Genomic DNA, 26,961 nt, shown 5'->3' with positions numbered 1-26,961 from the left:
AGCTTATGTCCTGAGGGAGCCAACCCTCCCTCAGGCGTCTGTAATTACCTGCTGGTTTTTAACTTGGAACACTCGACCTGGCGGTTTTCGAGCCGATCGTGTGTGCCTGGCGTTCAACGTCAGGCGGGAACGGATCTTCCCCAAGCGGGTGCTTGTACATCGATCGATCTCGAGGGGAGACCCTAATGAATTACAACTGGGACTGGGGCGTGTTCTTCAAGTCCACCGGCGTGGGCAGCGAGACTTACCTCGACTGGTACCTCTCCGGGCTGGGCTGGACCATCGCCATCGCTGTCGTGGCATGGATTATCGCCTTGCTGCTAGGCTCCATTCTGGGGGTCATGCGCACTGTGCCAAACCGCCTCGTATCGGGCATCGCGACCTGCTACGTGGAACTGTTTCGTAACGTGCCGCTGCTGGTTCAGCTGTTCATCTGGTACTTCCTGGTACCGGACATGCTGCCGCAGAACCTGCAGGACTGGTACAAACAAGACCTGAACCCGACCACCTCGGCCTACCTGAGCGTCGTGGTGTGCCTGGGCCTGTTCACCGCCGCCCGTGTGTGCGAGCAAGTGCGTACCGGTATCCAGGCGCTGCCACGCGGCCAGGAATACGCGGCGCGCGCCATGGGCTTCAAGCTGCCGCAGATCTACTGGAACGTGCTGCTGCCCCAGGCTTACCGCATCATCATTCCGCCGCTTACCTCGGAATTCCTCAACGTGTTCAAGAACTCCTCCGTGGCGTCCTTGATCGGCTTGATGGAACTGCTGGCGCAAACCAAACAGACCGCCGAGTTCTCGGCCAACCTGTTTGAAGCCTTCACCCTGGCCACGCTGATCTACTTCACCTTGAACATGAGCCTGATGCTGCTGATGCGCGTGGTCGAGAAGAAAGTCGCAGTGCCCGGCCTGATCTCCGTGGGGGGCAAATAATGGACTTCGATTTCAGCGGCATCATCCCCGCCATTCCAGGCCTGTGGAACGGCATGGTCATGACCTTGAAGCTGATGGTCATGGGCGTGGTCGGCGGCATCATCATCGGGACCCTCCTGGCCCTGATGCGCTTGTCGTCCAACAAACTGCTGTCCCGCGTGGCCGGCGCCTACGTGAACTACTTCCGCTCGATCCCCTTGCTGCTGGTGATCACCTGGTTCTACCTGGCGGTGCCGTTCGTGCTGCGCTGGATCACCGGCGAAGACACCCCTATCGGCGCGTTCACCTCCTGCGTCGTGGCGTTCATGATGTTCGAGGCCGCGTACTTCTGCGAAATCGTACGAGCCGGTGTGCAGTCGATTCCCAAGGGCCAGATGGCGGCGGCACAAGCCATGGGCATGACCTACGGCCAGACCATGCGCCTGATCATCCTGCCCCAGGCGTTCCGCAAGATGACGCCGTTGCTGCTGCAACAGTCGATCATCCTGTTCCAGGACACCTCCCTGGTCTACACCGTGGGCCTGGTGGACTTCCTCAACTCCGCCCGCTCCAACGGCGACATCATCGGCCGCTCCAATGAGTTCCTGATCTTCGCCGGTGTCGTCTACTTCATCATCAGCTTTTCCGCCTCGCTGCTGGTCAAGCGTCTGCAAAAAAGGTTTGCCGTATGATCTCTATCAAGAACATCAACAAGTGGTATGGCGACTTCCAGGTGCTGACCGATTGCAGCACCGAGGTTAAAAAAGGCGAAGTGATCGTGGTGTGCGGGCCATCCGGCTCGGGCAAATCCACCCTGATCAAGTGCGTCAACGCACTGGAACCGTTCCAGAAGGGCGACATCGTGGTCGACGGCACCTCCATCGCCGACCCGAAGACCAACCTGCCAAAACTGCGTTCGCGCGTAGGCATGGTGTTCCAGCACTTCGAGCTGTTCCCGCACCTGACCATCACCGAAAACCTGACCATTGCGCAGATCAAGGTATTGGGCCGCAGCAAGGAAGAAGCCACCAAGAAGGGCCTGCAACTGCTCGAACGCGTGGGCTTGTCGGCACACGCCCACAAGCACCCAGGCCAGCTCTCCGGCGGCCAGCAACAACGTGTGGCGATTGCCCGCGCCCTGGCCATGGACCCGATCGTCATGCTGTTCGACGAACCGACCTCGGCGCTGGACCCGGAAATGGTCAACGAAGTGCTCGACGTGATGGTGCAACTGGCCCACGAAGGCATGACCATGATGTGTGTGACCCACGAAATGGGCTTTGCGCGCAAAGTGGCCGACCGCGTGATCTTCATGGACGCCGGCAAGATCATCGAAGACTGCCCGAAAGAAGAGTTCTTCGGCGACATCAGCGCACGCTCCGAACGCGCGCAACACTTCCTCGAGAAAATCCTGCAGCACTAAAAGCAACACCGTTCGTCCTGTAGGAGCCGGGCTTGTGTGGGAGCTGGCTTGCCTGCGATGGCATCGCCTCGGTGCAACTGTTACACCGAGGCGCCTGCATCGCGGGCAAGCCCGGCTCCCACACAAGCCCGCTCTTACACTGGCGAGAAGTAGCTGACCCAAGGCATCTGTGATGAAATGCGACCCCAATCAATATCGCGCCGCGCCGCCATCACTTGCCGTGAAGCCTCGTCTGATACGCCAACTGTTCCTGCCGCCGTTGATCATCGCCCTGATGGTCGGCCTGGGTTATATCGGCTTCTGGGTCAGTGACTACTACGGCATCCGCACCCTCAGCGACAACGGCGAACGCCAGTTGGAGCTGCACGCCCGCACCGTCGAAAGCGAACTGAGCAAGTACACCTACCTGCCCAGCCTGCTGGAACTGGAGTCCAGTGTTTCCCAACTGCTCGCCGACCCGAACCAGGAAACCCGCAAGACGGTCAACGACTACCTCGAAGGCCTGAACCGCCGCAGTCGCAGCCGCGCCATCTATGTGATGGACACTACCGGCCGCGTGCTGGCCACCAGTAACTGGCGCGATGCCGACAGTTACCAAGGTGAGGACCTGTCCTTTCGCGCCTATTTCCAGAACGCCGTACGCGGCCAGCCCGGTCGTTTCTACGGCATCGGCAGCACCAACGGCGAACCCGGCTATTACCTGGCCCACGGCCTGGAAGAGCACGGCAAGATCATCGGCGTCGCCGTGGTCAAGGTGCGCCTCGAAGCCCTTGAAGAGCGCTGGCAACGTGCGCGCCTCGAAGCTTTCGTGAGCGATGAGAACGGCATCATTATTCTTTCCAGCGACCCGGCGCGTCGCCTCAAGGCTGTACGCCCGCTGAGCGATGACACCAAGGACCGCCTGGCCCACAGCCTGCAATATTACTGGGCGACGCTCAATGAACTGCAACCCCTGGCCCGTGAGCGCCTGAACGAAGGCACCGAGAAACTGACCTTCCCGGCCAACACCGAAGTGGTCAACGACCAGCACGCCGTCAGCTACCTGGCGCAGACCCGCCCGCTCAACGACACGCCGTGGAACTTCACCCTGCTCACCCCGCTCAACGACCTGCGCCGCGCCGCGATCAACCAGGGCATCCTGGTGGCCGTCGCCTTTGGCCTGGTCGCCTTCCTGCTAATCGCCTGGAACGAACGGCGCAAGGTCATCGCCACCCGCCTCGCCGCACGGGAAGCCTTGCAGGAAGCCAACAGCCAGCTTGAGCGTCGGATTGCCGAACGCACCGCCGACCTGCGCGCCAGCAACGAACGGCTCAAGGGCCAGATTCGCGAACGACGCCAGGCCGAAGAAACCCTGCGCCACGCCCAGGACGAACTGGTGCAGGCCGGCAAACTCGCGGCCATCGGCCAGATGTCCACCAGCATCGCCCATGAACTGAATCAGCCGCTGGCAGCGCTGCGCACGCTGTCGGGCAACACCGTACGCTTCCTTGAGCGCGGCGCCCTGGACACTGCCAGCACCAACCTCAAGACCATCAACGAACTGATCGACCGCATGGGCCGCATCACCGCCAGCCTGCGTTCCTTTGCCCGGCGCGGTGACGACCAGGGCGAAGCCAGCCTCGGCAAGGCCGTGGACGCCGCGTTCCAGGTGCTCGGCGCGCGCCTGGACAGCCTGCCGTTGACCGTGCACCGTGACTTTGCCAACGCCCAATTGCAGATCGACCAGACCCGCCTGGAGCAGATCCTGGTCAACCTGATCGGTAACGCGCTCGATGCGATGCAGGCCCAAGCAGTGCCGCAACTATGGCTGGAAGGCCAGAGCGGCGATGGCAAATACCGCCTGTTGGTGCGTGATAATGGCCACGGCATCGACCCCGAGGCGCGCAAGCATTTGTTCGAACCCTTTTTTACCACCAAGCCCGGCGAACAAGGCCTGGGCCTGGGCCTGACCCTTTCCGCGAGCCTCGCGGCCGCCACCGGCGGTAGCCTTGCCGTGGAACATCCGGCCAATGGTGGTACCGCCTTTGTCCTGAACCTGCCATTGGTGGGCGCTCAACGAGCTGAGTCGACATGAATACACAAGCCCAAGACCTTACCGTCCTGATCGTCGAAGACGACCCCCATGTACTGCTCGGTTGCCAGCAAGCATTGGCGCTCGAAGACATCACTAGCGTCGGCGTGGGCAGCGCCGAAGAAGCACTCAAGCGCATCGGCGAAAACTTTGCCGGCATCGTCATCAGCGATATCCGCCTGCCGGGCATCGATGGCCTGGAACTGCTGACCCGCCTCAAGGCCCTGGATAAAAGCCTGCCGGTGGTGTTGATCACCGGGCATGGCGATATCTCCATGGCGGTGGGCGCCATGCGTAACGGCGCCTACGACTTCATGGAGAAACCCTTCTCGCCCGAACGCCTGGTGGACGTGGCACGCCGCGCCCTGGAACAACGCGGGCTGGCGCGGGAAGTCTGGTCGCTACGCCGGCAACTGGCCGAACGCGACTCACTGGAAGGCCGCATCATCGGCCGCTCGCCGGCCATGCAAAACCTGCGCGAACTGATTGCCAATGTCGCCGATACCTCGGCCAACGTGCTGATCGAAGGCGAGACCGGCACCGGCAAGGAACTGGTCGCGCGCTGCCTGCATGATTTCAGCCGGCGCCATACCTACCAGTTCGTCGCCCTCAACTGCGGTGGCCTGCCGGAAAACCTGTTTGAAAGCGAGATTTTCGGCCACGAGGCCAACGCCTTCACCGGCGCCGGCAAACGTCGCATCGGCAAGATCGAGCATGCCCATCAAGGCACGCTGTTCCTCGATGAAGTAGAGAGCATGCCGATCAACCTGCAGATCAAATTGCTGCGGGTGCTGCAAGAACGTACGTTGGAACGCCTGGGTTCGAACCAGAGCGTGGCGGTGGATTGCCGGGTAATCGCTGCCACCAAGTCCGACCTCGACGAGTTGAGCCGCGCCAGCCAGTTCCGCAGCGACCTGTACTACCGCCTCAACGTCGTCACCCTGGAACTGCCGCCTTTGCGCGAACGGCGCGAAGACATCCTGCAACTGTTCGAACACTTCCTGCAGCAATCGTCGCTACGCTTCGACCGGGCGGTGCCGGAGCTGGACAACCAGACCCTATCCAGCCTGATGAGCCACGACTGGCCAGGCAACGTGCGTGAGCTGCGCAACGTCGCCGAACGTTTCGCCCTCGGCCTGCCCGCCTTCAAGAAAAGCGGCGCCGGCAGCGGCAACCAAGGGGTTGCCTTTACCGAGGCGGTGGAAGCCTTTGAGCGCAACCTGCTCAACGATGCCCTGCAACGCAGCGGCGGGAACCTGACCCAGGCCAGCCAGGAACTGGGGATGGCCAAGACCACCCTGTTCGACAAGGTCAAGAAATACGGGTTGAGTCACTGATGGATCTGTTCCTGAAGGCTGCACTTGGCGCCGCAGTGGTGCTGATCCTGGCGGCGCTGGCCAAGACCAGAAACTATTACATCGCAGGCTTGGTGCCGCTGTTTCCCACTTTTGCGCTGATCGCCCATTACATCGTCGGCAAAGGCCGAACGGTTGCGGACTTGAAGACCACGATCCTGTTCGGGATGTGGTCGATCATTCCGTACTTTGTGTATTTGGCGACGCTGTATGTGATGGTCGATCGGCTGCGGTTGGAGGCATCGCTGGCAGTCGCCGCCGTGGCCTGGTTGATGGCCGCGACGGTGTTGGTCAGCGTGTGGGTACGCCTGCACACCTGACGCAACACGGCAGATCGTTCCCACGCTCCCGCGTGGGAATGCAGCCAAGGACGCTCCGCGTCCACACGCGTGACGCAGAGCGTCACCAGAGGCACTCCCACGTGGAGCGTGGGAGCGATCATGAGTTACCACACTCAGATCAGCGCACGATCTTGTCGACCTGAATCCCCAGCTTCTTCAGGCGATACCAGAAGCTCCTTTCGGAAATCCCGATCCGCTGCGCCGCCGCGGCCTGCACCCCATTGCTCTCCTGCAGCGCCGCAAGAATATAGGCTTTCTCCACTTCGGCCAGCGCCGCATCCAGATCCCGCGGCACGCCTGGGCCGTCGCTGAGGATCGCGGTCACATCACCCTCGCTCGGTGTGGAAGCAAACAGATACCCCGGCAAATCAATATCCTCGATCACCGATGAAGCCGCCACGATGGTTGCGCGCTCCACGCAGTTTTGCAGCTCGCGGATATTGCCCGGCCAGTGATACGCCGCCATGGCCTGCAACGCCTCGGGGCTGAAACCGGTGATACGTTTGCCAGTGGTGGCGCTCAAAGTGTGAGCGAAGTGGCGCGCCAGGGGCGCGATGTCTTCCACGCGTTCGCGCAACGACGGCAACGGAATCGGAAAGACATTGAGGCGGTAATACAGGTCTTCGCGAAACTCCTTGGCCGCCACCGCATCCAGCAGGTTCTTGTTGGTGGCGGCAATTACTCGTACATCCACCTTGCGCTCGCGGGGGTCGCCTACCGGCTCGATAACCCTCTCCTGCAAGGCGCGCAGAATCTTGGCCTGCAACGCCAAGGGCATATCACCGACTTCATCCAGAAACAGCGTGCCCTTGTCGGCCTGCATGAAGCGCCCTACCCGGTCAGCCACGGCGCCGGTGAACGCGCCTTTGCGATGGCCGAACATTTCGCTTTCCAACAAGCCTTCAGGAATGGCTGCGCAATTGACCGCCACGAAGGGTTGGTCGGCACGGCTGCCATGCTTGTGGATGGCGCGGGCGACCATTTCCTTGCCAGTGCCGCTTTCGCCGGTCAGCAGGATAGTAGCGTTGCTGTCACGCACCGAATCCACCGCCTGGAGCACTTGGCGAAACGCCGGACTGTCGCCCACCAGGCTGTCGAACTGAGCATGCTCGTCCAGCTCGGCGCGCATGCGCGCGTTGTCGCGCATGATGTCGCGAAATTGCAGGGCCTTGGCCACGGTGATGTCCAGCTCGTCGATGTCGAACGGCTTGGCAATGTAGTCATAGGCACCGTTACGCATCGACTGCACGGCGTTTTTCACCGTGCTGTAGGCCGTCATCACGATTACCGGCAAAGTCGGATAACGCACCTTGATCTCGGCCAGCAACGCCGGCCCGTCCATGCCCGGCATGCGCCAGTCGCTGATGACCAGGTCGATGTCCTCCTCCCCCAGCACCTTGAGCGCATGCAGGCCATTGCCCGCGCTGAACACCTGGATGCCGTTCTGGCTCAAGGCCTGGGTCAGCAGATCACAGAGCTTGGGCTCGTCGTCGACCACCAATACGTTATGCGTCATGCCCGTCCTCATCTTCACCGTCGTCTTCACCGTCAGCCGGAATGTACAGGCTGAAGGTCGCGCCGGCATCTTTCTCACTGGCGCATTCGATGCTGCCGTCGTGACTTTCCATGATCGAATAGACTTTGGCCAGGCCCAGGCCTGTGCCCGAGGCCTTGGTGGTGACGAATGGCGTGAAGATGCGCTCCACCATGTCCGCCGGGATGCCTTCGCCGGTATCGGCGATGCTGATCACAGTGTTGTCGCCCACGCTGCGAATGCCCAGGGTCAGGCGCCCGCCGTCGGGCATCGCGTCGACGGCGTTGAGAATCAGGTTGAGACAGGCCTGTTTGAGCTGCTTGGCATCGGCGTAGATCGTCGCGCCAGGCGCCTGGTCGTCGATCTGCGCGTCAATGCGATGGCTACTCAGCTCCGGGCCGCAGAAACCGAGGATTTCTTCCACCAGGGCGCGTGCCGGTTGCTGCACGCGTATCGGCGGGTTGGGCTTGGCGAAATCGAGGAACTCGGTAATCAGCTCGTTGATGCGGCTGACTTCGCTGATGACATATTCCAGGTGACGCTTGTCGGTTTCCGCCAGGTCAGCGCGCCGATGCAACAGTTGGGTGGCGGTCTTGATGATGCCCAGTGGGTTGCGGATTTCGTGAGCCAGGCCCATGGCGACTTCACCCAGGGCATGCAAGCGGTCACGCCGACGCAGTTGGGCTTCCAGGTGATGCAACTCGCCCAGGCGTTCGGTCATGTGGTTGAAGGTGCTGCTCAATTGCGCCAGTTCGTCACCGCCACTGACCACCACACGGTGCGCATAACTGCCCGAGATCACCGCATCCACGCCTTGGGACAAATCGCGCAGGGGCTTGGTCAGGCGCCGCGACACCAACAACCCGGCCGCCAGTGACAGCGCCGAGCTGACCAGGAAGATCAGCACGAACAAGTTGCTCTGGTTCACCAACCCCACCAGGCTGGTATGGCGTAGCAGGCCGCTGAAGATCACGCCTTGCAACTCGCCGGCATCATTGAAAATCGGCCAATACAAACCGCTGTACTGGTTAGTGAACTGCTCGCTGGGCTGCTTGGTGCTGCGCAGGTAGGCCTCGACATTCTTGGGGATGCGCGAGGGGTGATTGGCGAAGCGCTGGGTGGAAAATATTTCGGAAAAACCGGCAGGGTTGGCCAGGTACAAACGCAGGTCGAGGGAATGCACATCGGCCACGCTGGTGAGAAAACTGCTGTCCAGGTAAGTGGCGACCAGCAACAGGTAATCAACGCCGTCACGGCTGGTTTCGAAGGTGGACACCACCAGGCCCGTGCTCACGCCGGCGACTTGCACGGTTTGCAGCACCGCGTTGCTGGTGAGGTTGATCTGCCTGACGATGTCATCGGCGGCCGTGCTGAACATCACTTTACGGTCGCTGGTGCGGATCAGCGCGACCACGTCGATATCGGTGGCATCGGCAATGTCGGCGGTGAGCCGGTCATGCTTCTCGGCATTTTTGGACGACGGCGGGCTGGTATAGCGCAGGAACAGCTTGGCCATGCGCGCGTTGTCGTGAAGGATGTCGCCGATTTCGTCCTTGACGATCTTGGTCGACTCTTGCAGCCAGATACGCACGTTGCTGTCGAAAATCTGCGACAGCGTGGTGGCTGCCAGCTCAGCCGCGATCATGGTGGGAATCACGCTGACCAGCCAGAACGCCAGCACCAGCTTGCGCTGGACGCTCCAACGCGAGATGGCAAAGGGGCGGGCTTTCTGGCGGGTCTTGGTAATCATCAGGTTTCGCTTATCGCAGCAGCCATGGCAGGGTCGGAACGATCCGGTCGAATAAACAGTTTTACAAGCTTGAGCAGGCCGTTGACCAGCCGGTTACGGTGGCGGAAGAACAGGCTGTTGCCCTCGAACTCGCACCCCAGGCGCAGTTTACTGGCATACCCGGCCTGGCCACACTCGTACACCGGAATACGGTGTTCAATACAATAGTCGACATTGGTCAACCAACTGCGGAAGTACAGGTTGTACTCGCGGCTGAACTCAAGGTCATGGCCAAAGAACTTGTCCACCAGCCGATGCTCATCCAGCAGGATAAGGTTGAACGCCACCAAGCGCTCGTCCACCCAGTACAGAACACAGACCGCCCGCTCGTGCAGGTGTTCGAGCACGCCCGTGAAGTAACCGGCGGGCAGGCGTTCGAACTGCAAGTCTGCGCGCGCGAGCGTGGCTTCATACAGGCGCATGACCTCAGGCAGCACGTCATCGATATTACGCCGCCACTCGACCCGCGGCCCTGGTGCGCGCAGTTTGCGGCGCAGGTCCTTGCGCGTGGATTTGCCCAGCGAACCCAGGTAGGCATCCACCGAGCCATAAGGCAGCGGCAACACCCCCGTGGGCAAGCTGGGCATGCTTTGAAAACCTGCGGCAAGGCAGCTCTGGGTCCAATGCGGGTCGTTGGTGGGCGCATCCTTGACCGCCAGCAAGCCGATACCGAGCGCGTCGGCATCGCTGCGCGCAGCCTCCAGTAACTGCTGCAACAGCAACGGGCGCCGGGATTCGGGCACATGGCTCGCGACACCGGCATCACAGCGTTCAGCCACCGGCGAACCGATGGCGTACAACGCCAATTGCAAAACGCCAGGCCACAGCTGCTCCAGGCGCTCGGTCAAGCGCTTGCCGGCCCCCGACACCGTGGTGTCGAGGCGATAATGGGTGACGAACGCGGCAGCCACGGCCACCAGCGTTTGATCCTCGAAGACCGCGAGGTAACGCCACTGAAAGTCATCGATCGCGGCGTTTTCCACGGCCAGGTAATAGTCCCAATCCTCCAGGGCACCGGGAAAACAGTCGTTCCAGGCATCGCGCTGGATAGCCCGGATGGTCGGGAAGGCTTGGGTGGTTATCACAGTTTTTCCTTATCAACGCCGTTCTACTGTAGGAGCGAGCTTGCTGTGGCGAGGGAGCTTGCTCCCGCTCGACTGCGCAGCAGTCGCAGGCTTTTGGGGGTGCTTCGCACCCCAGCGCAAGCAAGCTTGCTCGCCACAGCAAGCTCGCTCCTACAAGTAAACTAATCACGCCACACGATTGAGTTGCACTGCGTGCTGCTCGACAAACCTGGCACTCAACTCGATCACCCGCCGGTACTGCAAATCGACGGTGATCATGTGGTAGCAGTTGTCCAACAGGATCTTGGTCACCGGCCCGCCGAGGTGGCGCTCCACGTAATCGGCGTTCCAGCGGCTGGTGATGTCGTCCTCGATGGAGTGCAGCACCAGCGCCGGCACCTTGATCTGGGGCATGCGCTTCTTGACCACGGCGTTCATGCGGTGCAGCTCGCGCACGGTGATGCCTTCCATGGTCAGCAACCCCGCCTCGCTGCTCTCGCCTTCCTTCATCTGCCGCTCGACGATGGCCCGCAGGCGCTCGTTCTTGATGCCGTAGGGCGGCTTCTCTTCGAAGCTGCAAATGTGTACGCCGAATGGAATCTTCATCAGCAACGGCGTGAGGAACGCCAGCTTGTTGATGCTCCAACCGTCGTACTTCAAGGTGGTGGAATACATCAGCAACCCGGCGACTTGCCCAGGATGTTCGGACGCCACATACATCGACATCACCGCGCCCATGGACAAGCCACCGACAAACACCTGCCCGTGGCGTTGCTTGACCTGTACGAAGGTCTTGCGCACGCCTTCGTACCAGTCCTGCCAGCCAGTGGCCTGCAAGTCGCTGTTGTCGCCGCAGTGCCCCGCCAGTGTGGGCACATACACCGTGCAGTTACCCACCTTGGCCAGGCCCTTCGCGACCTGGCGCAACTCGGTCGGCGTGCCGGTCAGGCCGTGGATCAACAGGATCCCGACCGGACCTTCACCGAGAACGAAACCGGCAGTGCCTTCACCGAGGTCGATCCCTTGAGCATTCACCGCGTGGTCGCTCGCACCAGCAGTTGCTCGAGCAACTTCAGGCCCAGATCGATTTCCGGGTAGCTGATTTCCAGGGACGGCGCCAGGGTGATCACGTTCTTGTAGTAACCGCCTACGTCGAGGATCAGCCCGAGTTTCTGGCCGTCTACCAGCATGTCGCCTTTCATGCCTTCTTCGACCATGTAGTCCAGGGTCGCCTTGTCCGGGGTGAAGCCATCCGGGCCGCAGATTTCGCAGCGCAGCGCCAGGCCCAGGCCGTCCACATCGCCGATGATGGGGAAGCGTTTTTGCAAGTCTTGCAGGCCTTCCAGGAAGTATTTGCCCTTGGCCATGACCATGGCGCCGTAGTCGACTTCGCTGGTCATCTTGAACATTTCCAGGCCCACCGCGGTACCCAACGGGTTGGAGGCGAAGGTGGAGTGAGTCGAACCTGGCGGGAACACCTTCGGGTTGATCAACTCTTCACGGGCCCAGATACCGCCCAATGGGTTGAGACCATTGGTCAACGCCTTGCCGAACACGATCACGTCCGGCTGTACATCGAAGTGCTCGATCGACCAGAGTTTGCCGGTGCGATAGAAGCCCATCTGGATTTCATCGGACACCATCAGGATGCCGTGCTGGTCCAGGACGTGCTTGAGCTCGCGGTAGAAATTCATCGGCGGGATCACGTAGCCGCCGGTGCCCTGGATCGGCTCGACATAGAAAGCTGCGTATTCGCACTGGTTGGTCTTAGGGTCCCACACGCCGTTGTATTCGGTCTCGAACAAGCGGGCGAACTGCTGCACGCAATGGCTGCCGTACTCTTCCTTGGTCATGCCCTTCGGGCCACGGAAGTGGTAAGGGAATGGGATGAAATTGGCGCGTTCGCCAAAGTGGCCGTAGCGACGACGATAGCGGAAGCTGGAGGTGATCGACGAGGCGCCGAGGGTGCGCCCGTGGTAGCCGCCTTCGAAGGCGAACATCAAGCTTTTGCCGTTGCTGGCGTTGCGCACCACCTTCAGGGAATCTTCGATGGACTGCGAACCGCCGACGTTGAAGTGCACACGGCCATCGAGGCCGAACTTGTTCTTGGCATCGACCGCGATCATTTCCGACAGCTCGATCTTGCCTTTGTGCAGGTACTGGCTGGCGATTTGCGGCAAGGTGTCGATCTGCTTTTTCAGCGCGTTGTTCAGGCGCGGGTTGGCATAGCCGAAGTTGACGGCCGAGTACCACATCTGCAGGTCGAGGTAGGCCTGGTCTTCGGTGTCCCACACATAAGAGCCTTCGCAGCGGCTGAAAATACGCGGCGGCTCGATGTAGTGAACGGTGTCGCCGTAGGAGCAGTACTTGGCTTCTTTATCCAGGAGAACCTGGTCTTCGGCGGTAGCGATACGGATATCAGACATGATGGAAGAGTTCCTGATTGTCAGAAGAGGTGTTGAAGGTGGTGGCGTTGGCGGCGAGGCCTTGTGGCAGCTTGGCCAGCAACGCCGGCACTTGCGCAAAGGTGTCGAAGCGCGCATGAGGAATCTGGTGGGCGACGCAGTAGTCGGCGAGGCTGCCCTTGGCGAACACGAAGTCGGCGGTGGAGGCCACGCACATGTCGGACTTGCCGTCGCCGATCACCAGCACGCGCTTGTTGCGCGGCGTGGATTTGCACTTGCAGTTGCCGGCAGCAGCGCGACAGGCATCGCTGGCATACGGGAAGTCGATGCGCCAGCTGTCCTGGTCAACCTGGCGCAGGCGGTTGGCGAGGATCGGCAGCAGGGTCACGTAGTTGCGCGAAAGGATGCGGGCAATGCCCTGCTCGATGCCGTCGCTGACCACTTCGATGGAAGCACCCAGGCCCATGACGTGATCGACGAAATCCGGGAAGTCCGGGTCGATCTCGACACTGTCAAAGTACGCCAGCAGTTCAGCCGGGGTGGCCTTGATCAGCGCCAGTTGGCGGCTCAGGCATTCGCGTGAACCGATATGCCCATCCAGCCATTCCTGCTCAATGGTTTCCCACTCGGGGCCGGCGAAGCGTTGGAGGACGTTGTCGATGACATCCGTGGGCGTAATGGTCCCGTCGAAGTCACACACGATATGCCAGTTGATCATCTGCCTTTCCTTTAGGTAAAGGGCCTTGGAGGAGCGCGCTGTATGCGCTTGCCAAGGGATACAGCAGGGACTGTGCCAACTGGCGAAAACCCCGCAGGGCTGGGGGTTAGGGCGAAATGCGCGGTGATAGGTGTCGCGGGAGCTACAATTTTTGTAGCTTGCTACAAACAACATGAGTGCTTGCGCAGGCGCGTCGGTTTGCGCGTTCATGCGCGCCTGCCCACCTTCAGGAAACGTCCCCATGTCCAAGCTCGCTGCTGCTGTATTCACCGGTTTACTTGGAGGGTGGGGCCTTTGCAGCGCCGCGTGGGCAGAAGGCATCACGGGCGACGTGGGCGCGGGCCTCAGCTATCAGCCCCACGACCCCAGCGGCAGCCGCTACGAAACCCGGCCTGTGCCTTACCTGGACCTGGATTGGGGTGACGTCAGCCTGAGTACCGATGACGGCCTCACCTGGAGCGCCCTGGATACCCACGGCCTTACCGCTGGCCCCTATATCAACTACCTGCCGGGGCGTACTTCCAACGGCGAGTTGCAGGGCCTGCGCAACGTGTCGGACATGGCCGAGGTGGGCGGTTTCGTCCAATACGCCCCGGCCGATTTCTGGCGGGTCTACGCGCAATTGGGCCAGGCCGTGGGCGGCGGGCATTCCCAGAGCGGCGCCCTGGGTAAAATCGGCGGAGAACTGGGTTACCCCGTGGGTGGCGGGATTATCGGCAGCAATAGCCTGGTTGCGCATTTTGCCGATGCGCGGCAGACCAATACCTTCTTCGGCGTGGACAACAACGAAGCCGTCGCTTCAGGCTTGCGGCCCTATAAAGCGAGCGGGGGCTTCCAGAACGTGACGCTGAGCCAAAGCTTCGCCTTCCCCCTGGCGCCCCATTGGTCGCTGCTGACCAGCGCCAGCTGGGTACACTTGGTGGGGTCGGCGGCCAAGAGCAGCATCGTCAAGGAGGCTGGCCATGTGAATCAGGGCCAGGTGCAGACGGCGATCAGTTACACCTTTGACTGAATCACCTGGGAGCAAAATGTGGGAGCGGGCTTGCTCGCGAAAGCAGTGTGTCAGTCACCCGATACTTCACTGATCCACCGCATTCGCGAGCACGCCCGCTCCCACAATGGGCCTGTGTTTCATATCTATCTTCAGTGTTCTTCGCCCTCAGCCAACAGTGCGATACCAACGATAATTACCACCACGCCCACCCAATGCAACACGCTGATGTGCTCCCCCAACCCCAGCCAAGAGCCCAGCAGCACCGCCACGAACACCAGCGAACTCAGCGGAAACGCCAGGGACAAACTGCTACGCCGCAGGATCAGCATCCACACAAAAAACGCACCCAGATAGCTGGCAATCGCCGCCAGAATCCCCGGGTTGCGCGCCACGTCCGCCAGCCATTGCCAACTGAAGTCCATCGGCCCCAACTGATCGCCGGCCACCTTGGTGAACAACTGCCCGGCGCTTTCGGTGGCGATCAGCAGTGCCCATAGCACCAGGGTGCCAACACGCCCGTGCAGCCAGCCGGTATTGATTGTTTGCGTTGTCATGCCTGATTCCCCGCGATCGCTACCAACATCACACCTAAAGTAATCACCAGCGTGCCCAGCCAACGACGCCGACTGACGGTCTCCTTGAGCACCACCCTGCCTGCCAGTACCACCAGGCAATAGGCCAACGCCGCCAGCGGAAACAGCAGACTCAAGGGCGCACGGGACAGCGCTTCGAGCCACACAAAAAACTCAATTACGTAGGCGCCGACGCCGGCCCACAACAGCGGCGCATTGAACACCTGGCCCCAGAACGCACGCAGGCGAAAACCGCCATCGAGTTGCGGCAAACGGTCCACGCCCAATTTGAAACACAGCTGGCCAATCACATCGAGGACGATGGAAAACGCCAGTAACAACACCACGGTCAGGGTCACGGGAACAGTTCCTCAAACAGGTCGATCAAGGCTTCATTGGTTGCCGCATTACGCTGCAAGTCTTGCGGGCTCCAGCGCTCCGGTGGCGGCTGGTCGGACTTGGCTTCCCAGCGCTTGAACGCGTTGCTGAATGCCGGCGTAGCGAACTCACCGCAGACGTCGATGCCAATGATGCGTTTACCCGCCGCCAACGCCCGCAGGGCCTGGAGCAAATGGGTCAGGCGCATGCCGCCCTGGTCCCAGTTGGTGGCGGCGTCTTCACTGGCGAGCACATCTTTGTCGATGGTGATCCAGATCGCCTCGGTGGGCAGGCTGGCAATCATCTGGTCGAGGAAGGCGCCCCAATCCAGGTCCGCCAGGTTGCGCCAGTGCAGGTGGTTTTCCTGTTGCTGGTGGCCGGCGCCGTCCCCCACCCGGCCCCAGACCTTGGACGGCGGATGCTGCCAGGGAAACAGCTGCAAACGCCCGCGCTTGAGGGCGCCAAGGTTGCCGCCGCGCAGTTGCGGGTTATGCAGGTCATCGCTGCACGGGCCGAGGGTGACGATGCGTTGGATCGCTGGCATCTTCAGCGCCCGGTTGACCCACGAACCACAGTGCCGCTTGGGCGCAAAGCGCACCCAGTCTGGGTGGTTGTCAAAGTGAATCAGGCTGACGGGCTCTTTGAGGTCGGCCAAAAACGCCGGCGTAAGGTGGTGATAATCCCCGGAACCGACAAACAGGATTTCCGGACGCGCGTCACGGGGCCGTGGCCGTTGGGCCAGGCGCTCGACGAAACGCTTCCAGGTTTTTTCGGTGGACCACAAACGCAATTTCGGGCCCAGGTCCAGCAGGTCCAGGCGCGTGGCCCGACCGCTGGCCAACCGCCGGGCAATCGGTGCCTGGCCGGTGAGGCTGTGGTCAAGGTCAAGAATATTCAAGGTAAGTTTCACCCCTAATGGCAGTGCCCAACCGCAGGCCGGTTGGGCTTTAGGGGGGTAATGCAAGGGATGGGCCAGCGCTTCTCTTAATGCCGACACAGATCAAATGTGGGAGCTGGCTTGCCTGCGATGGCCATAGGTCTTCACACAACTTTGTGAGTTGTAACAGCAGACGCTAACTACGATGCGAAGCGAGTCGCTCTTGCTCTTGCTCTGCTTTTGATCTTAAGCGCCCCGTTAAACCACGCTGGCCGAACGCAGGCTTGAATTCGTGGGTAACCCGGCAGGACGCCGGGTTAGCCGCCCCGCGCCATGGATGGCGCGTGGCGGCGGCCCACGGATTCAAGCCTGTGTTCGGGCACACCGAGCCTAAGCGAGGTGCCGAGTGGTGGGGCAAGAGCGTTTTGCTTACTTTTGCGCTTTTCAAAAGTGAGCCGCTGTCAGAGCGGAACCCTAAGTGGCCGTTACCGCAGCAATGGATATGTACACGGTCCAACTGTGTCGCCTGCCAGGCCGCCTTCGCGAGCAAGCCCGCTCCCACAGTTTGATCGCGGGGTGCCAGGTAGATAGGCGTTGGCTGGTAGGCCGTCTTCGCAGGCAAGCCAGCTCCCACATTTGGATCGTGGTGTGTCAGTTAGATCAGCGCCGGCTGTCAGTCCGTCACGGGAGCAAGCTCCCTCGCCACAGGTCCAGCGTCACACCAAAGCTGTGTAGATACCTATGCTGCGATGGCAGTGTTTCAGCCAACTCATTTGCAACTGACAGCCAGCTCCCACATTTTGCTGCGTGCCCGGCCTCAGGATTTCGATTCGTTGATGATCTGGCGAATCGCGCCGACGAAGGCTTCCGCCGGTTGCCCACCGCTCACCGCATATTGGTCATTGAAGACAATGGTCGGCACCGAACTCACCCCACGAGAAACCCACAGCTGTTCCTGCTCGCGGACTTCGGCGGCGTATTCATCGCTGGCAAGAATCTCGGCGGCGCGCGCAATGTCCAGCCCTACGCTCTCGGCGATGATCGCCAGCGTCGCGTGGTCGGAAGGGTCCTGGCCATCGCTGAAATACGCCTTGAACAGCGCTTCCTTGAGGTTGTATTGCAAACCTTCCAGCCCGGCCCAATGCAACAGGCGGTGCGCGTCGAAGGTGTTGTAGATACGGCTCTGGCCGTCGGTGCGGAACGCAAAGCCCAATGCGGCGCCCATGTCGCGGATACGCGCACGATTAGCCTGGGACTCTTCAGCCGTGGAGCCGTATTTTTCAGTGATGTGCTCGACGATGTTCTGACCGATGGCGGGCATGTTCGGGTTCAGTTCGAACGGCTGGAAATGAATCTCGGCCTGCACTTCGCTGCCGAGCTGGTCGAGGGCTTCGGTCAGGCCGCGCAGGCCGATGATGCACCAGGGGCAGGATACGTCGCTGACGAAATCGATTTTCAGGGGAGTACTCATGGTGGGCAACCTCGCGTGCAGTCATGCGTATACATAAAGGTTGCACGATACACCACCTTCACAGCACCTTCGAAGGCTCGCTCAAATCGATCTGCGCCCAGTGCGCGGCATCCTGGCGATGGGCTTGCAGGTAGGGCAACACCGCCGCCAGCAAGGGCGCCTTGAACGCTTCCTGAAAACGGTGGGCCAGGCCGGGAATCAATTTCAACTGGCTGCCCTGGATATGCGCGGCCAGGTGCACGCCGTGCATCACCGGCAGCAAAGGGTCGGCGGTGCCGTGGACGACCAACGCAGGCACGCGCAGTTGGTTGAGCAAGGGCACACGGCTTGGCTCGGCCAGGATTGCCATGATCTGGCGCTTCACGCCTTCGGGGTTGAAGGCGCGGTCATAGGACAGCGCCGCCTGGTGCAGCAACGCCTGGCGATCGTCCTTGATATCCGGGCTGCCCAACGCCGCGAGCAAATCCGCCTGTTGCTCCAGCGCCACCTCACGATTGGGCGCGCTGCGCCGCGAGAGCAATTGCACCAGCGCCGCGTTCGGCGCGGGCAAGCCCTCGGCGCCGGAGCTGGTCATGATCAGGGTCAGGCTTTCCACGCGCTGTGGCGCCATGGCCGCCAGGTGTTGAGCGATCATGCCGCCCATGCTCGCGCCGAGTACGTGAAATTGCTGCACCTGCAGCGCGTCCATCAAGCCCAGGGCGTCGTCGGCCATGTCGGTCAACGTATAAGGCGCAGCCACCGGCAAGCCGAGCTTGTAGCGCAGCACTTCGAAGGTCAGGTTGGCGCTCGCCGGCGCCTGCCGCCAGGTGGACAGGCCGACGTCGCGGTTGTCGTAGCGAATCACCCGAAAGCCTTGTTCGCACAGGGCCACCACCACTTCGTCCGGCCAGTGAATCAACTGCCCGCCCAGGCCCATTACCAGCAGCAACGCAGGGTCGGACGCACGGCCGATACTTTGATAGGCGATGCTCACCTGAGCCAGGTCGACCGTTTGGGTCGGGACATTGACATCACATCGAGACGCCGCAAAAGACGGCAGGCCGAACAGTAGAGCGGCCACTAAAAACAACGCACGCATGAAAAACACCAAAACGCAGAACCCCAGTAGAGCGCGAGTCTGATGAAGTTTGTTCAAGCGCGCTGCCACAGTTCGATGACAGTTTGATGAAGAGCGCCCAGTGGTCATGGTCGACACGCCCCACAACATGAGACAAAATCAAGCATTCCGTATTCGTCGCAAATTTTCTTCATGGAGCGCCTGTGCTCGAAATCCGTCACTTGAAAACCCTGCACGCCTTGCGCGAAGCCGACAGCCTGGTGGAAGCCGCCGAACGCCTGCACCTGACCCAGTCCGCCCTCTCCCATCAGTTCAAGGAACTGGAAGAGCGCCTGGGCATGCCACTGTTCGTGCGCAAGACCAAACCGGTGCGCTTCACCAGCGCCGGCCTGCGCCTGCTGCAATTGGCCGACGCCACCCTGCCGTTGTTGCGCGGTGCCGAGCGCGATATTGCGCGGCTGGCCGGGGGTACCGCTGGGCGCTTGCACATGGCGATCGAATGCCACAGTTGTTTCCAGTGGCTGATGCCGACCATCGACCAGTTCCGCGATGCCTGGCCGGAAGTCGAGCTGGACCTGGCCTCGGGCTTTGCCTTCGCGCCGCTGCCGGCCCTGGCCCGTGGCGACCTGGACCTGGTGGTGACCTCCGACCCGCTGGAACTGCCGGGTATCACCTACGTGCCGCTGTTCACCTACGAAGCCATGCTGGCGGTGGCCAACCAGCACGCGTTGGCGAACAAGTCCTACATCGTGCCGGAAGACCTGCTGACAGAAACCCTGATCACCTACCCGGTGGAACGTGACCGCCTGGACATCTTCACCCGCTTCCTGGAACCGGCCGACGTTGAACCGACCCAGGTGCGGACTTCGGAGCTGACCGTGATGATGATGCAACTGGTGGCCAGCGGCCGTGGGGTGTGCGGTATGCCCCACTGGGCGCTGCATGAATACAGCTCACGCGGGTATGTGAAGGCCAAGCGGTTGGGTGAGAAGGGTTTGTTCGCCACCTTGTATGCGGGCATTCGTGCCGACATGCTGGATGCACCTTATATGCGCGACTTCTTGCTGACGGCCAAGGACACCTCGTTTTCCACCTTGGATGGCGTAAGCGCGGTGCGTTGAGCGGGCTCTGAGTGTGCGGGCGAGTGCCGATCGTTCCCACGCTCTGCGTGGGAATGCCGCCAAGGACGCTCTGCGTCCACGTGGTGACGCGGAGCGTCACGGGATGCGTGCCCACGCAGAGCGTTGGAACGATCAATGTAGCTCGCGCCACATGTGGATCTTGTCGAAGTATTCGACGCCTACCCGCACGGCCAGTGGCTCCAGGCCGTACTGAATGAAACCGCAGCGCTGGTAGAGCGCAAAGGCCGCGTCATTGCCGGCGGTGACGGTCAGCTGGATCAGTTTGAGGCGCGGGTGGCGGCGGGCTTCTTCCAGTGCGGCTTGCACCAGCTGCCGCCCCAGCCCTTGCTGTTGATAAGCCTCGGTCACGTACATGCCGAACAAGGTCACCTTGTGCCGCGCCTTTTCGCGAGGCTCGTAGGCCAGGCCAACGATGCCGGCCAGTCGCGCCCCATCAAAGCCGCCCAACAGGCAATCCAGCGGGCTGTCGAGACGCTTTTCCCACCAGCTCAATGGCATCGAGGCGCGCTCCGCGACACTGGACGTGAACGCTTGCGGGTACGCGCCATAGGCCTCGAGCATCAATGCCCGATAGGCTTGCGCATCGTCGGCGTCCAGCGGGCGAATCATCATGCGGTAGCCAGCGAATCACGATAGAACGGCAGGATCAAATCGCGCGTCAATGGCGCCAGATGCAAGTCACCTTCGCCCATGGGATCGATCCAGCACACCTCTTCAATCTCTGCTGCAGGGGTGACGGCGACGTCGACCTGCACCTTGAACAACTCCGCCTCTACGGTAAAACCCGGTTCGTTGGCCGCGGGTGCCGAGAACTGGCCAAGATAGACGGCTTGGCTCGGATCAACGCGCAGGTTCAGCTCCTCGTGCAACTCACGGACGAGCGCCTCGGCAGGTTGCTCGCCGGCGTCGATTTTGCCGCCCGGTTGCATGAAAGCCAGGGTATCGCGCTTGCGCACAAGCAGGGTTTGACCGTCGCCACGGACCAACAGCGCGGCTGCAATGCGGATAGTCTTGGACATGGAAGGCCCTCTCTCGGATTGAAAAGCGGCCAAGGATCCCACGCGCATTCTGCACACGCAACTCGCGAGTGCAGGGCGATTTTTTCCGACATACATACACCGCAGGGTCCAGTTTCGGCCACCCTAAACTCGCAAACTCATATTCAGCAGGGCTCGCTGCACCTCGGTGCGCCGCGCTCTTTTATAAGAGTTTACTCATGCACAATTCATTGCCCACCCTCAAAGAATCATCCACTGACGAACCACAACCGCTGCCGGCCGACAGCACGTCAACCCCTACCGTGCAACCGATGACGCTTGCGGTCGTGCCGCCGGCTTCACTTTCTGCCGAAGAACAACTGGCTTACCTCACCCGTGAACTCGACAAACTCAATGCACAGACCTCTGAGCTGGTAAGGCGACAGCCGAGTGTCGGCCGCGTGTACCAGCAGCAATTGGCCGAGATGTTTCCCGATGCACATCTGCCCATCAATCCCAACCAGATTTTTTATAGCCGCTATCGCGAAGACCAGGAAGGACAAAAGCACCTGCTGTCCTGCGAACCACTGGGCTCGCTGCTGGCCACCTTACGCGCGCCTGGCGCAGAGTCTTATCTGACCCAGGAGAGCGGCGCCTTCTACCGCGAATGCAACACCCTGGACACCGATAAAATCCTCTCTGCCAATGCCTCGACGACAACCCTGGCCGCCAGGCTGGAAATAGCCATCACGTTGAGCCTGAATACATTCTGGGGGGCTGGCGAGCCCTCCCAACCCAACACGGAGGAGCAATTGGTCGCATTGCGCCGACAAGTGCTAGCCCATCAACTGGCATTGCGCTCGGTGGACGGCACGTTGTCGGCGCATGCACGGACGCTGGCGCAGAACGTGCTCAAGTACCCAAGTGCTGCGGCACGTGAACAGGTGTTTACCGTCGACAACAGGCCCACGGTGTACCGACTGGCCCTGGAGAATGGCAGTGAATTCGCCGGCGCATTCATTCTGACCCCCACGGGCACGACGCCTCTGACGGGCAAAGTGATGCTCTATAGCCCAAGCGAGGAGTTTGAGGAGTTTGAAAACCTGGCGCGTTTGAATGACACCGTCGCAGCCCGCATACAAGACGGCGCAGCGCCAGGCAAGCTGTTGATCGCAAGCCTGCCGACAGCCGCTCGTGCCGCGCTGAGCGGCTTGCCCGTACTGACGACGACCCCGTCCCAGATAGACGCTGACGTGATTGCTGACAGTGTCCGCGCATTGCGAGTCAGGCAACATTTCTCCGTTCGCGAAGCCTTGCGCAGGGAGACGTTGCCCTCCACAGGCGAGCTCGACCTGGCCGCAGACCTGACGCCACAGTGGGATGTCGCTAATGCTTTTATGGTGCGCAATCTACGCCTGTTGACGGCCGAACCCGCATGGTTGAAAACCTCCGGCGAGCAAGACCAGGCTCGGTACAGGCAACTGGAACAAGAACTGATCGACAGCAATGAGGAACTCACACCTCATCTTGAGAGAATCTTGACACTGGAAGCGTTCTCCCAACAGGAGACCGACAAGGTGCTGAAAAAACAGAAACCTGTGTATGCCAACGTTGATATTGACCCTTATAGAAGCCTGGTTCACCTGCGCGTCACAACGTCCTCCCGGTCGGCCGAGATGACGGGGTATCGTAACGAGGAAGCCACCATTGTCTACATCAGCGAAGACCGCAAGATCAATATCCCGCAGTGCCTGCCAGGCAAAAAACTGATGTGGGGCACCTGGCGTACCCAAACCGTGGTGGATCTGCGCACACTGGGAAGTTATACCCAACGTAATGTCGACCCATGGTCGGTGCATGGCATACATAGAACGATCAGTGCCACCGCCAACATTATTGACACAGCCGGCAACCCTCACGGAAAACTTGGCAACGATGATTTGCGCGCACTCGCAACAGAAGCTGACATTGGCCAAAAATACGATACGTATCTGCGGTCAACCTTCTCGCTGAGCAGCGGGACAAGCAGCTTCGCTACAGTCTGGCAGCGCGCCAACGCGGCAAAAATGAATAAGGACGCGCTTGAGAACCGTCTCAACCCTGACGCAGCCAAACTGTTTACGTTCCAGACGCCAGGCAGTGGGTTTGACTGGATAAAAGCTGTCACTGAACACCCTGATTCAACCACCCGCCCCCGAGTCAGCGAATTCGAGATAGAGGTCAACCTGCTGGTATTGGGCGCCGCGCAAGAGAGGGGCCAAGGCGGGCAGGTCATGCATCGTGTCCTGGTCATTCATCGAAAAGGCACCAAGCCTGACGGGGTCAGTGTGCTGTATACCCCGGATGCACCAGATGGCGTTGCCTTCCGGGAGCTGACCAAGGGGCTGGTGGAGCTGGACACGCTGAAAGCAAAACCGGAATGGCAGGCCTATTTCACTTCCCAGATGGCCACTAAGGATACGAAAGAGATCACACGGATCTTCAACGATACGCGCAGTGTGTACCGCTATACCTTGACGCCGATAACCGGCAATTTCCACGCATACCTGTATTCGGCGCAACTGGGTTTTCAACTCGCGCACGCCGACTACCGTTCACGGAGCAATGCGCAAATTTTCCGCGAATCGGCAGTAAACGCCTTTATGTTCGGGGTGGAAACCGCCGATTTTCTGCTCGGGTTGATACCCGGCAAAACCGCCCTGTCGTTTTTGCGCCGAGCTATCAACCGCGGATTAGGCGTGGCCAAGCAGCTGGGGCGGCGCATTCCGGGGCTGGCCAGTAAAGTCGGTACGGACAGGAGCACCGCCATTGTACTGACGGGTGCCTCCCTCCGCCCGTTGGAACCCGCCTGGGTCAATGTGATGCCGTATCGGTTGCCTGAGCAAATAGAGCCGTTCTTTGACGTAGTGGAGTTTGCCAACACCCACCGATACAGACTGTCGCGCCAGTCGGGCCGCGCACCGTGTTTTTTTGATAAACACAATAACCAGTTCATCGCGATGCGCGACCCAACAGGCCGCTATCACCTGTATCAGTCCTATGTAGAAGACGGCGCACGCTATGTAAAAGACCCGGCAGGTCACCACGTGGACTTTATGGTCGTACCGGGAGACGCAAAGAGCTGGAAGCCCCGTTTCGAACGAAACGCTGTGGGCGGAGGTTCCGTTCTGGGTGCCCTGCGTCCTCTCACCCCTGAACAGCAAGTGGATGCGGACCTGATCGCGGCGATGCGGCTTTTTGCAACAGAAGGGGAAATGCGGGATTTCGTGCGCGTCATAGAACAAACCGACGCTTCCCTGAAGCTCGATTTGATCACTCGCGCCCGACAACAGCTTGGCACCCTGGATGAAGCTGAATTTCGCCGCTGGATGTCGAACTCGAAAAGCTTGAGCCGAGCCAATCAAGAGAGGTTACGTAGTTCCCTGTTAAACCTGCGGCTCGAACTGGCCACGGTTGAACATATACACCTGTCGACACAACATTTTGCGCAACCCCTGTCTGCGCGGGACAAGGAAGAACTGTTTAAAAAAGTCAAAAGGCTCATTGGCAAAAACGAGAACCTCGACAAACAAATCAGAACATCGATTGCCGTTGCCGACCCCGATACTGGCGCACAATTTGTCGGGTACGCCATCACCCACAAACACCAGCATGCGATGGATAAATTCGCAGCAAAATATGAACTTTATACTTGGCGGGATGCTGCACTGAAAATGTTTGCATACAAGCCCGAACACCTCGTACATATTAATCAACTCGCCTCAGATCTCGGAATTACACGCCAGGAAGCGATACGTCGATTCTTATTGCTGCCTGAGACAAAAAGCACCCTGGATGCCTTCATGACGGAGACCTTCAAGGCCAAACTCGCCAAGCTTCAAGTCACCTCCTTTTCAGAGGATTTCAAAAAATCCGGTATTCCCTATATCGCCCTATCCCGAGGCCAGCATGGGGCAGATACTGGCGTAGCGATGGTAGACAGTAGAGATGTCACAGCATTCGAAAAAGCCCTGCCCAAGTTTGCAACGCCTCTGGAGTTTGAAGTCCCCCGCGTTCAAACCCATAGAGTTGAAAGGCCAGCGCCGGCGCTGCCTGTCGGGCCGGAAGTCGTGCCCACTCGCGATCCGCACATCAACATCGTGAAGCTGGATGAACTGGCGCAAACCCAGAAAAAACTCCTGCCCACCCCCGCCACCGCCAAACTTGAGGAGATCACCCAGGATATCCAAGCCGGTCGCCTCAGCCGCAAGCGAATAGGCAACTTCACCTACGTCGATCTCCCCCAGGTGCAGCCCGGCACAGGCCGTGGTCTTTGGCGCGTGGCAATTGAACAAAACGGCAAAGAAGGTGGCAAAGATGTCTACATCATCAGGGGTATCTTTGATTACCACGCCAGCAAGCACGTAGCCTGGGGCGTATAACTACAGGAGGGGCGGCACCTCGTCCGGCGCCCTGATAAACACACTGTACTTGGCGCCCTCCATCGCCTCGAACGCGATCAGCTTGTCCACCAGCGGCAGGTTCAGCACCTTGCCGGCATTGAGCAATAACATGCCGTTGTCGGCATTGAGGTTGCGCGCCAGCACCATGCCGGCTTCCAGCTCACGGGTGGAGAGGACTTTTACCGTCGGATCACCCAGGGTCACATCGCTGAGGAAGGTCGCGCAGGCTTGCACGAAATCTTCCACCAACGCCGGGTCATACAGGCGCCCGGCGTACTTGCGGATATACAGCAGCGCCTCGTCGCTGTTGAGGTGCCGCTCCAGGATCAGGCCTTTCTGCAATTCGATAAAGTCCACCGCCAGCTTCAGCAGCCGTGAACCGGGCGGGATCGCATCGCCCTTGAGGTGGTCGGGAAACCCCGTGCCGTCCCAACGTTCCTGGTGATGACGAATGATCCGCGCCGCGTCCTTCATCGGCTCAAGGGTCATCAGCAGCGACTCGCTCTGCCCCGGATACTCACGGTACAAGCCGCGGTCGGTGCTGTGCAGTTTGTCCGACGGTGCAACCATCATGCTGTCCGTCCAGCTCAACTTGCCGATGTTGTACAACGCGGCGGCCATGGTCAGGTCACGGGTGCTGGATTCGTCCATGGACTGGGCGGCGCAATACACCCGGATCAACTCGATCAACGCACGGTTGGTCTGTTTGTCCTTGGGCAAGCGCAGGTTGGCCAACAGCGAAAACACTTCGGTCCCGGTCACGTAGCTGCGCTTGAGCTCATCGTAGGCCAGGTCGAGCATGTCGGCGGTTTGTTGCAACTCGGCGGTACGCGCCGCCACGCGTTTTTCCAGGGTGGCGTTGAGCAGCTTGAGCTGTTCGGTCTGGTCTCGGGCCAGGCGTTCAAGGCGTTGGTGCTCGAGGGTTTGCTGCAACACCAGTTGCAACTCTTCGTCGTTCCAGGGTTTGCTGATGTAGCGGTGGATCTGCCCGTCGTTGATCGCCTTGATGATGGTGGTGAGGTCGGCGTAGCCGGTGAGCAGGATGCGGCTGGTGGCGGGATACAGGCGGTGGACCTCGGCCAGCAGCGTGGCGCCGTCCATGCCGGGCATGCGCGCATCGCTCATCACCAGATCGATAGGCCGGGTCGCCATGATCTCCAGCGCCTGGGCGCCGCTGGTGGCCAATACCACCTCATAGGGCTGGCCGCGCAACAGGCGGCGCAGGCTGTTAAGGATCGACTCTTCATCGTCGACCAGCAAAACAGCGGACTTCGTAGCGAGTTGTTCATCCATGGCGACTCTGCCTTCAAATTAAACGAAGTTAGGCTAAATTGAATCCGCGCAATACAAAGCGCGATTGATTTGACGCCAACTGGCCGTCGATATCAAGGGAACTCAACTATGCTGCACTGCATGCTCGCGCCCCGTTCAGTTGTAGAA

Annotated in this window: 23 protein-coding genes; 9 read left to right on the top strand and 14 right to left on the bottom strand. The window is 60.4% G+C overall.

Going from position 1 to position 26,961, the window contains the following annotated elements:
- Positions 1-185 precede the first annotated feature (185 nt).
- The 6 genes from AC1RAC_RS22160 to AC1RAC_RS22135 all read left to right on the top strand — a co-directional run bounded on the left by AC1RAC_RS22160 (position 186) and on the right by AC1RAC_RS22135 (position 6,080).
- Complete coding sequence (locus tag AC1RAC_RS22160) at positions 186-932, top strand: amino acid ABC transporter permease (protein WP_492616995.1); 747 nt, start codon at positions 186-188, stop codon at positions 930-932.
- Positions 932-1,603 (top strand): amino acid ABC transporter permease, encoded by a 672-nt coding sequence (locus tag AC1RAC_RS22155; protein WP_056790065.1) that lies wholly within the window; start codon positions 932-934, stop codon positions 1,601-1,603. Before AC1RAC_RS22160 ends, AC1RAC_RS22155 begins: the two co-directional genes overlap by 1 nt.
- Positions 1,600-2,334 carry an amino acid ABC transporter ATP-binding protein gene (locus tag AC1RAC_RS22150; RefSeq protein ID WP_007916729.1) on the top strand — a complete coding sequence of 245 codons (735 nt, stop codon included), beginning with the start codon at positions 1,600-1,602 and terminating at the stop codon, positions 2,332-2,334. The genes AC1RAC_RS22155 and AC1RAC_RS22150 overlap by 4 nt, the downstream gene beginning before the upstream one ends.
- Positions 2,335-2,506: 172 nt before the next feature.
- Entirely contained in the window at positions 2,507-4,408 is a 1,902-nt protein-coding gene (gene aauS / locus AC1RAC_RS22145; protein WP_034126460.1) for a two-component sensor histidine kinase AauS, read from the top strand.
- Positions 4,405-5,742, top strand: a complete 1,338-nt coding sequence (aauR, locus tag AC1RAC_RS22140) for a two-component response regulator AauR (RefSeq protein WP_492616994.1) — start codon at positions 4,405-4,407, stop codon at positions 5,740-5,742. The genes aauS and aauR overlap by 4 nt, the downstream gene beginning before the upstream one ends.
- A complete protein-coding gene (locus AC1RAC_RS22135; RefSeq protein WP_014717129.1) occupies positions 5,742-6,080 on the top strand; it encodes a GlpM family protein in 339 nt (112 codons plus the stop codon). The genes aauR and AC1RAC_RS22135 overlap by 1 nt, the downstream gene beginning before the upstream one ends.
- A 139-nt stretch (positions 6,081-6,219) precedes the next feature.
- Here the strand turns inward: AC1RAC_RS22135 and AC1RAC_RS22130 are convergent, their stop codons facing one another.
- The 6 genes from AC1RAC_RS22130 to AC1RAC_RS22105 form a co-directional block, all read right to left on the bottom strand.
- Positions 6,220-7,617: a sigma-54-dependent transcriptional regulator gene (locus AC1RAC_RS22130; protein ID WP_034126458.1), complete on the bottom strand. Its 1,398-nt coding sequence runs from the start codon at positions 7,615-7,617 to the stop codon at positions 6,220-6,222.
- Positions 7,607-9,385: a sensor histidine kinase gene (locus AC1RAC_RS22125; RefSeq protein WP_057976061.1), complete on the bottom strand. Its 1,779-nt coding sequence runs from the start codon at positions 9,383-9,385 to the stop codon at positions 7,607-7,609. The genes AC1RAC_RS22130 and AC1RAC_RS22125 overlap by 11 nt, the downstream gene beginning before the upstream one ends.
- Positions 9,385-10,509 (bottom strand): GNAT family N-acetyltransferase, encoded by a 1,125-nt coding sequence (locus tag AC1RAC_RS22120; RefSeq protein WP_054897710.1) that lies wholly within the window; start codon positions 10,507-10,509, stop codon positions 9,385-9,387. The genes AC1RAC_RS22125 and AC1RAC_RS22120 overlap by 1 nt, the downstream gene beginning before the upstream one ends.
- 165 nt (positions 10,510-10,674) lie before the next feature.
- Positions 10,675-11,523, bottom strand: a complete 849-nt coding sequence (locus AC1RAC_RS22115) for an alpha/beta hydrolase (RefSeq protein WP_054897709.1) — start codon at positions 11,521-11,523, stop codon at positions 10,675-10,677.
- Positions 11,520-12,914, bottom strand: coding sequence for an aspartate aminotransferase family protein (locus AC1RAC_RS22110; RefSeq protein ID WP_003188936.1), 1,395 nt, complete (start codon positions 12,912-12,914; stop codon positions 11,520-11,522). The genes AC1RAC_RS22115 and AC1RAC_RS22110 overlap by 4 nt, the downstream gene beginning before the upstream one ends.
- A complete protein-coding gene (locus AC1RAC_RS22105) occupies positions 12,907-13,611 on the bottom strand; it encodes an MtnX-like HAD-IB family phosphatase (protein WP_054897708.1) in 705 nt (234 codons plus the stop codon). The genes AC1RAC_RS22110 and AC1RAC_RS22105 overlap by 8 nt, the downstream gene beginning before the upstream one ends.
- A gap of 241 nt (positions 13,612-13,852) precedes the next feature.
- On the opposite strand from AC1RAC_RS22105, the gene AC1RAC_RS22100 reads away from it, so the two are divergent.
- Entirely contained in the window at positions 13,853-14,623 is a 771-nt protein-coding gene (locus AC1RAC_RS22100) for a MipA/OmpV family protein (protein WP_034126453.1), read from the top strand.
- Positions 14,624-14,754: 131 nt separating this feature from the next.
- Here AC1RAC_RS22100 and AC1RAC_RS22095 read toward each other — a convergent pair whose 3' ends face one another.
- The 5 genes from AC1RAC_RS22095 to AC1RAC_RS22075 form a co-directional block, all read right to left on the bottom strand.
- A complete protein-coding gene (locus tag AC1RAC_RS22095) occupies positions 14,755-15,159 on the bottom strand; it encodes a transporter (protein ID WP_492616993.1) in 405 nt (134 codons plus the stop codon).
- The gene (locus AC1RAC_RS22090; RefSeq protein ID WP_003188930.1) at positions 15,156-15,536 is read right to left on the bottom strand and encodes a DMT family transporter; all 381 of its coding nucleotides are present in this window, start codon (positions 15,534-15,536) and stop codon (positions 15,156-15,158) included. Before AC1RAC_RS22090 ends, AC1RAC_RS22095 begins: the two co-directional genes overlap by 4 nt.
- On the bottom strand, positions 15,533-16,453 hold the full coding sequence (locus tag AC1RAC_RS22085; RefSeq protein ID WP_096144226.1) for an arginase family protein: 921 nt from the start codon (positions 16,451-16,453) through the stop codon (positions 15,533-15,535). The genes AC1RAC_RS22090 and AC1RAC_RS22085 overlap by 4 nt, the downstream gene beginning before the upstream one ends.
- Positions 16,454-17,249: 796 nt before the next feature.
- Positions 17,250-17,903 (bottom strand): DsbA family oxidoreductase, encoded by a 654-nt coding sequence (locus tag AC1RAC_RS22080; RefSeq protein ID WP_034126450.1) that lies wholly within the window; start codon positions 17,901-17,903, stop codon positions 17,250-17,252.
- Between the two features lie 58 nt (positions 17,904-17,961).
- The gene (locus AC1RAC_RS22075; RefSeq protein WP_034126527.1) at positions 17,962-18,981 is read right to left on the bottom strand and encodes an alpha/beta fold hydrolase; all 1,020 of its coding nucleotides are present in this window, start codon (positions 18,979-18,981) and stop codon (positions 17,962-17,964) included.
- Positions 18,982-19,163: 182 nt separating this feature from the next.
- Between AC1RAC_RS22075 and metR the strand changes: the two genes are divergently transcribed.
- Entirely contained in the window at positions 19,164-20,081 is a 918-nt protein-coding gene (gene metR / locus AC1RAC_RS22070) for a transcriptional regulator MetR (RefSeq protein ID WP_054897703.1), read from the top strand.
- Positions 20,082-20,213: 132 nt separating this feature from the next.
- On the opposite strand, the gene AC1RAC_RS22065 is transcribed toward metR, so the two are convergent.
- Together AC1RAC_RS22065 and AC1RAC_RS22060 are read right to left on the bottom strand one after the other, a co-directional pair.
- Positions 20,214-20,714, bottom strand: a complete 501-nt coding sequence (locus tag AC1RAC_RS22065; RefSeq protein WP_054897702.1) for a GNAT family N-acetyltransferase — start codon at positions 20,712-20,714, stop codon at positions 20,214-20,216.
- Complete coding sequence (locus AC1RAC_RS22060) at positions 20,711-21,121, bottom strand: NUDIX hydrolase (protein WP_034126447.1); 411 nt, start codon at positions 21,119-21,121, stop codon at positions 20,711-20,713. The genes AC1RAC_RS22065 and AC1RAC_RS22060 overlap by 4 nt, the downstream gene beginning before the upstream one ends.
- Positions 21,122-21,318: 197 nt before the next feature.
- Between AC1RAC_RS22060 and AC1RAC_RS22055 the strand changes: the two genes are divergently transcribed.
- Positions 21,319-25,500, top strand: coding sequence for a dermonecrotic toxin domain-containing protein (locus tag AC1RAC_RS22055; RefSeq protein ID WP_492616992.1), 4,182 nt, complete (start codon positions 21,319-21,321; stop codon positions 25,498-25,500).
- Here AC1RAC_RS22055 and nosR read toward each other — a convergent pair whose 3' ends face one another.
- Positions 25,501-26,814 carry a response regulator c-di-GMP phosphodiesterase, NosR family gene (nosR, locus tag AC1RAC_RS22050; RefSeq protein WP_054897699.1) on the bottom strand — a complete coding sequence of 438 codons (1,314 nt, stop codon included), beginning with the start codon at positions 26,812-26,814 and terminating at the stop codon, positions 25,501-25,503.
- Between the last annotated feature and the right edge of the window lie 147 nt (positions 26,815-26,961).

The sequence above is a fragment of the Pseudomonas sp. GW823-FHT02F05 genome (assembly GCF_058797315.1).
This window is presented reverse-complemented; position numbering and strand designations above follow the sequence as displayed.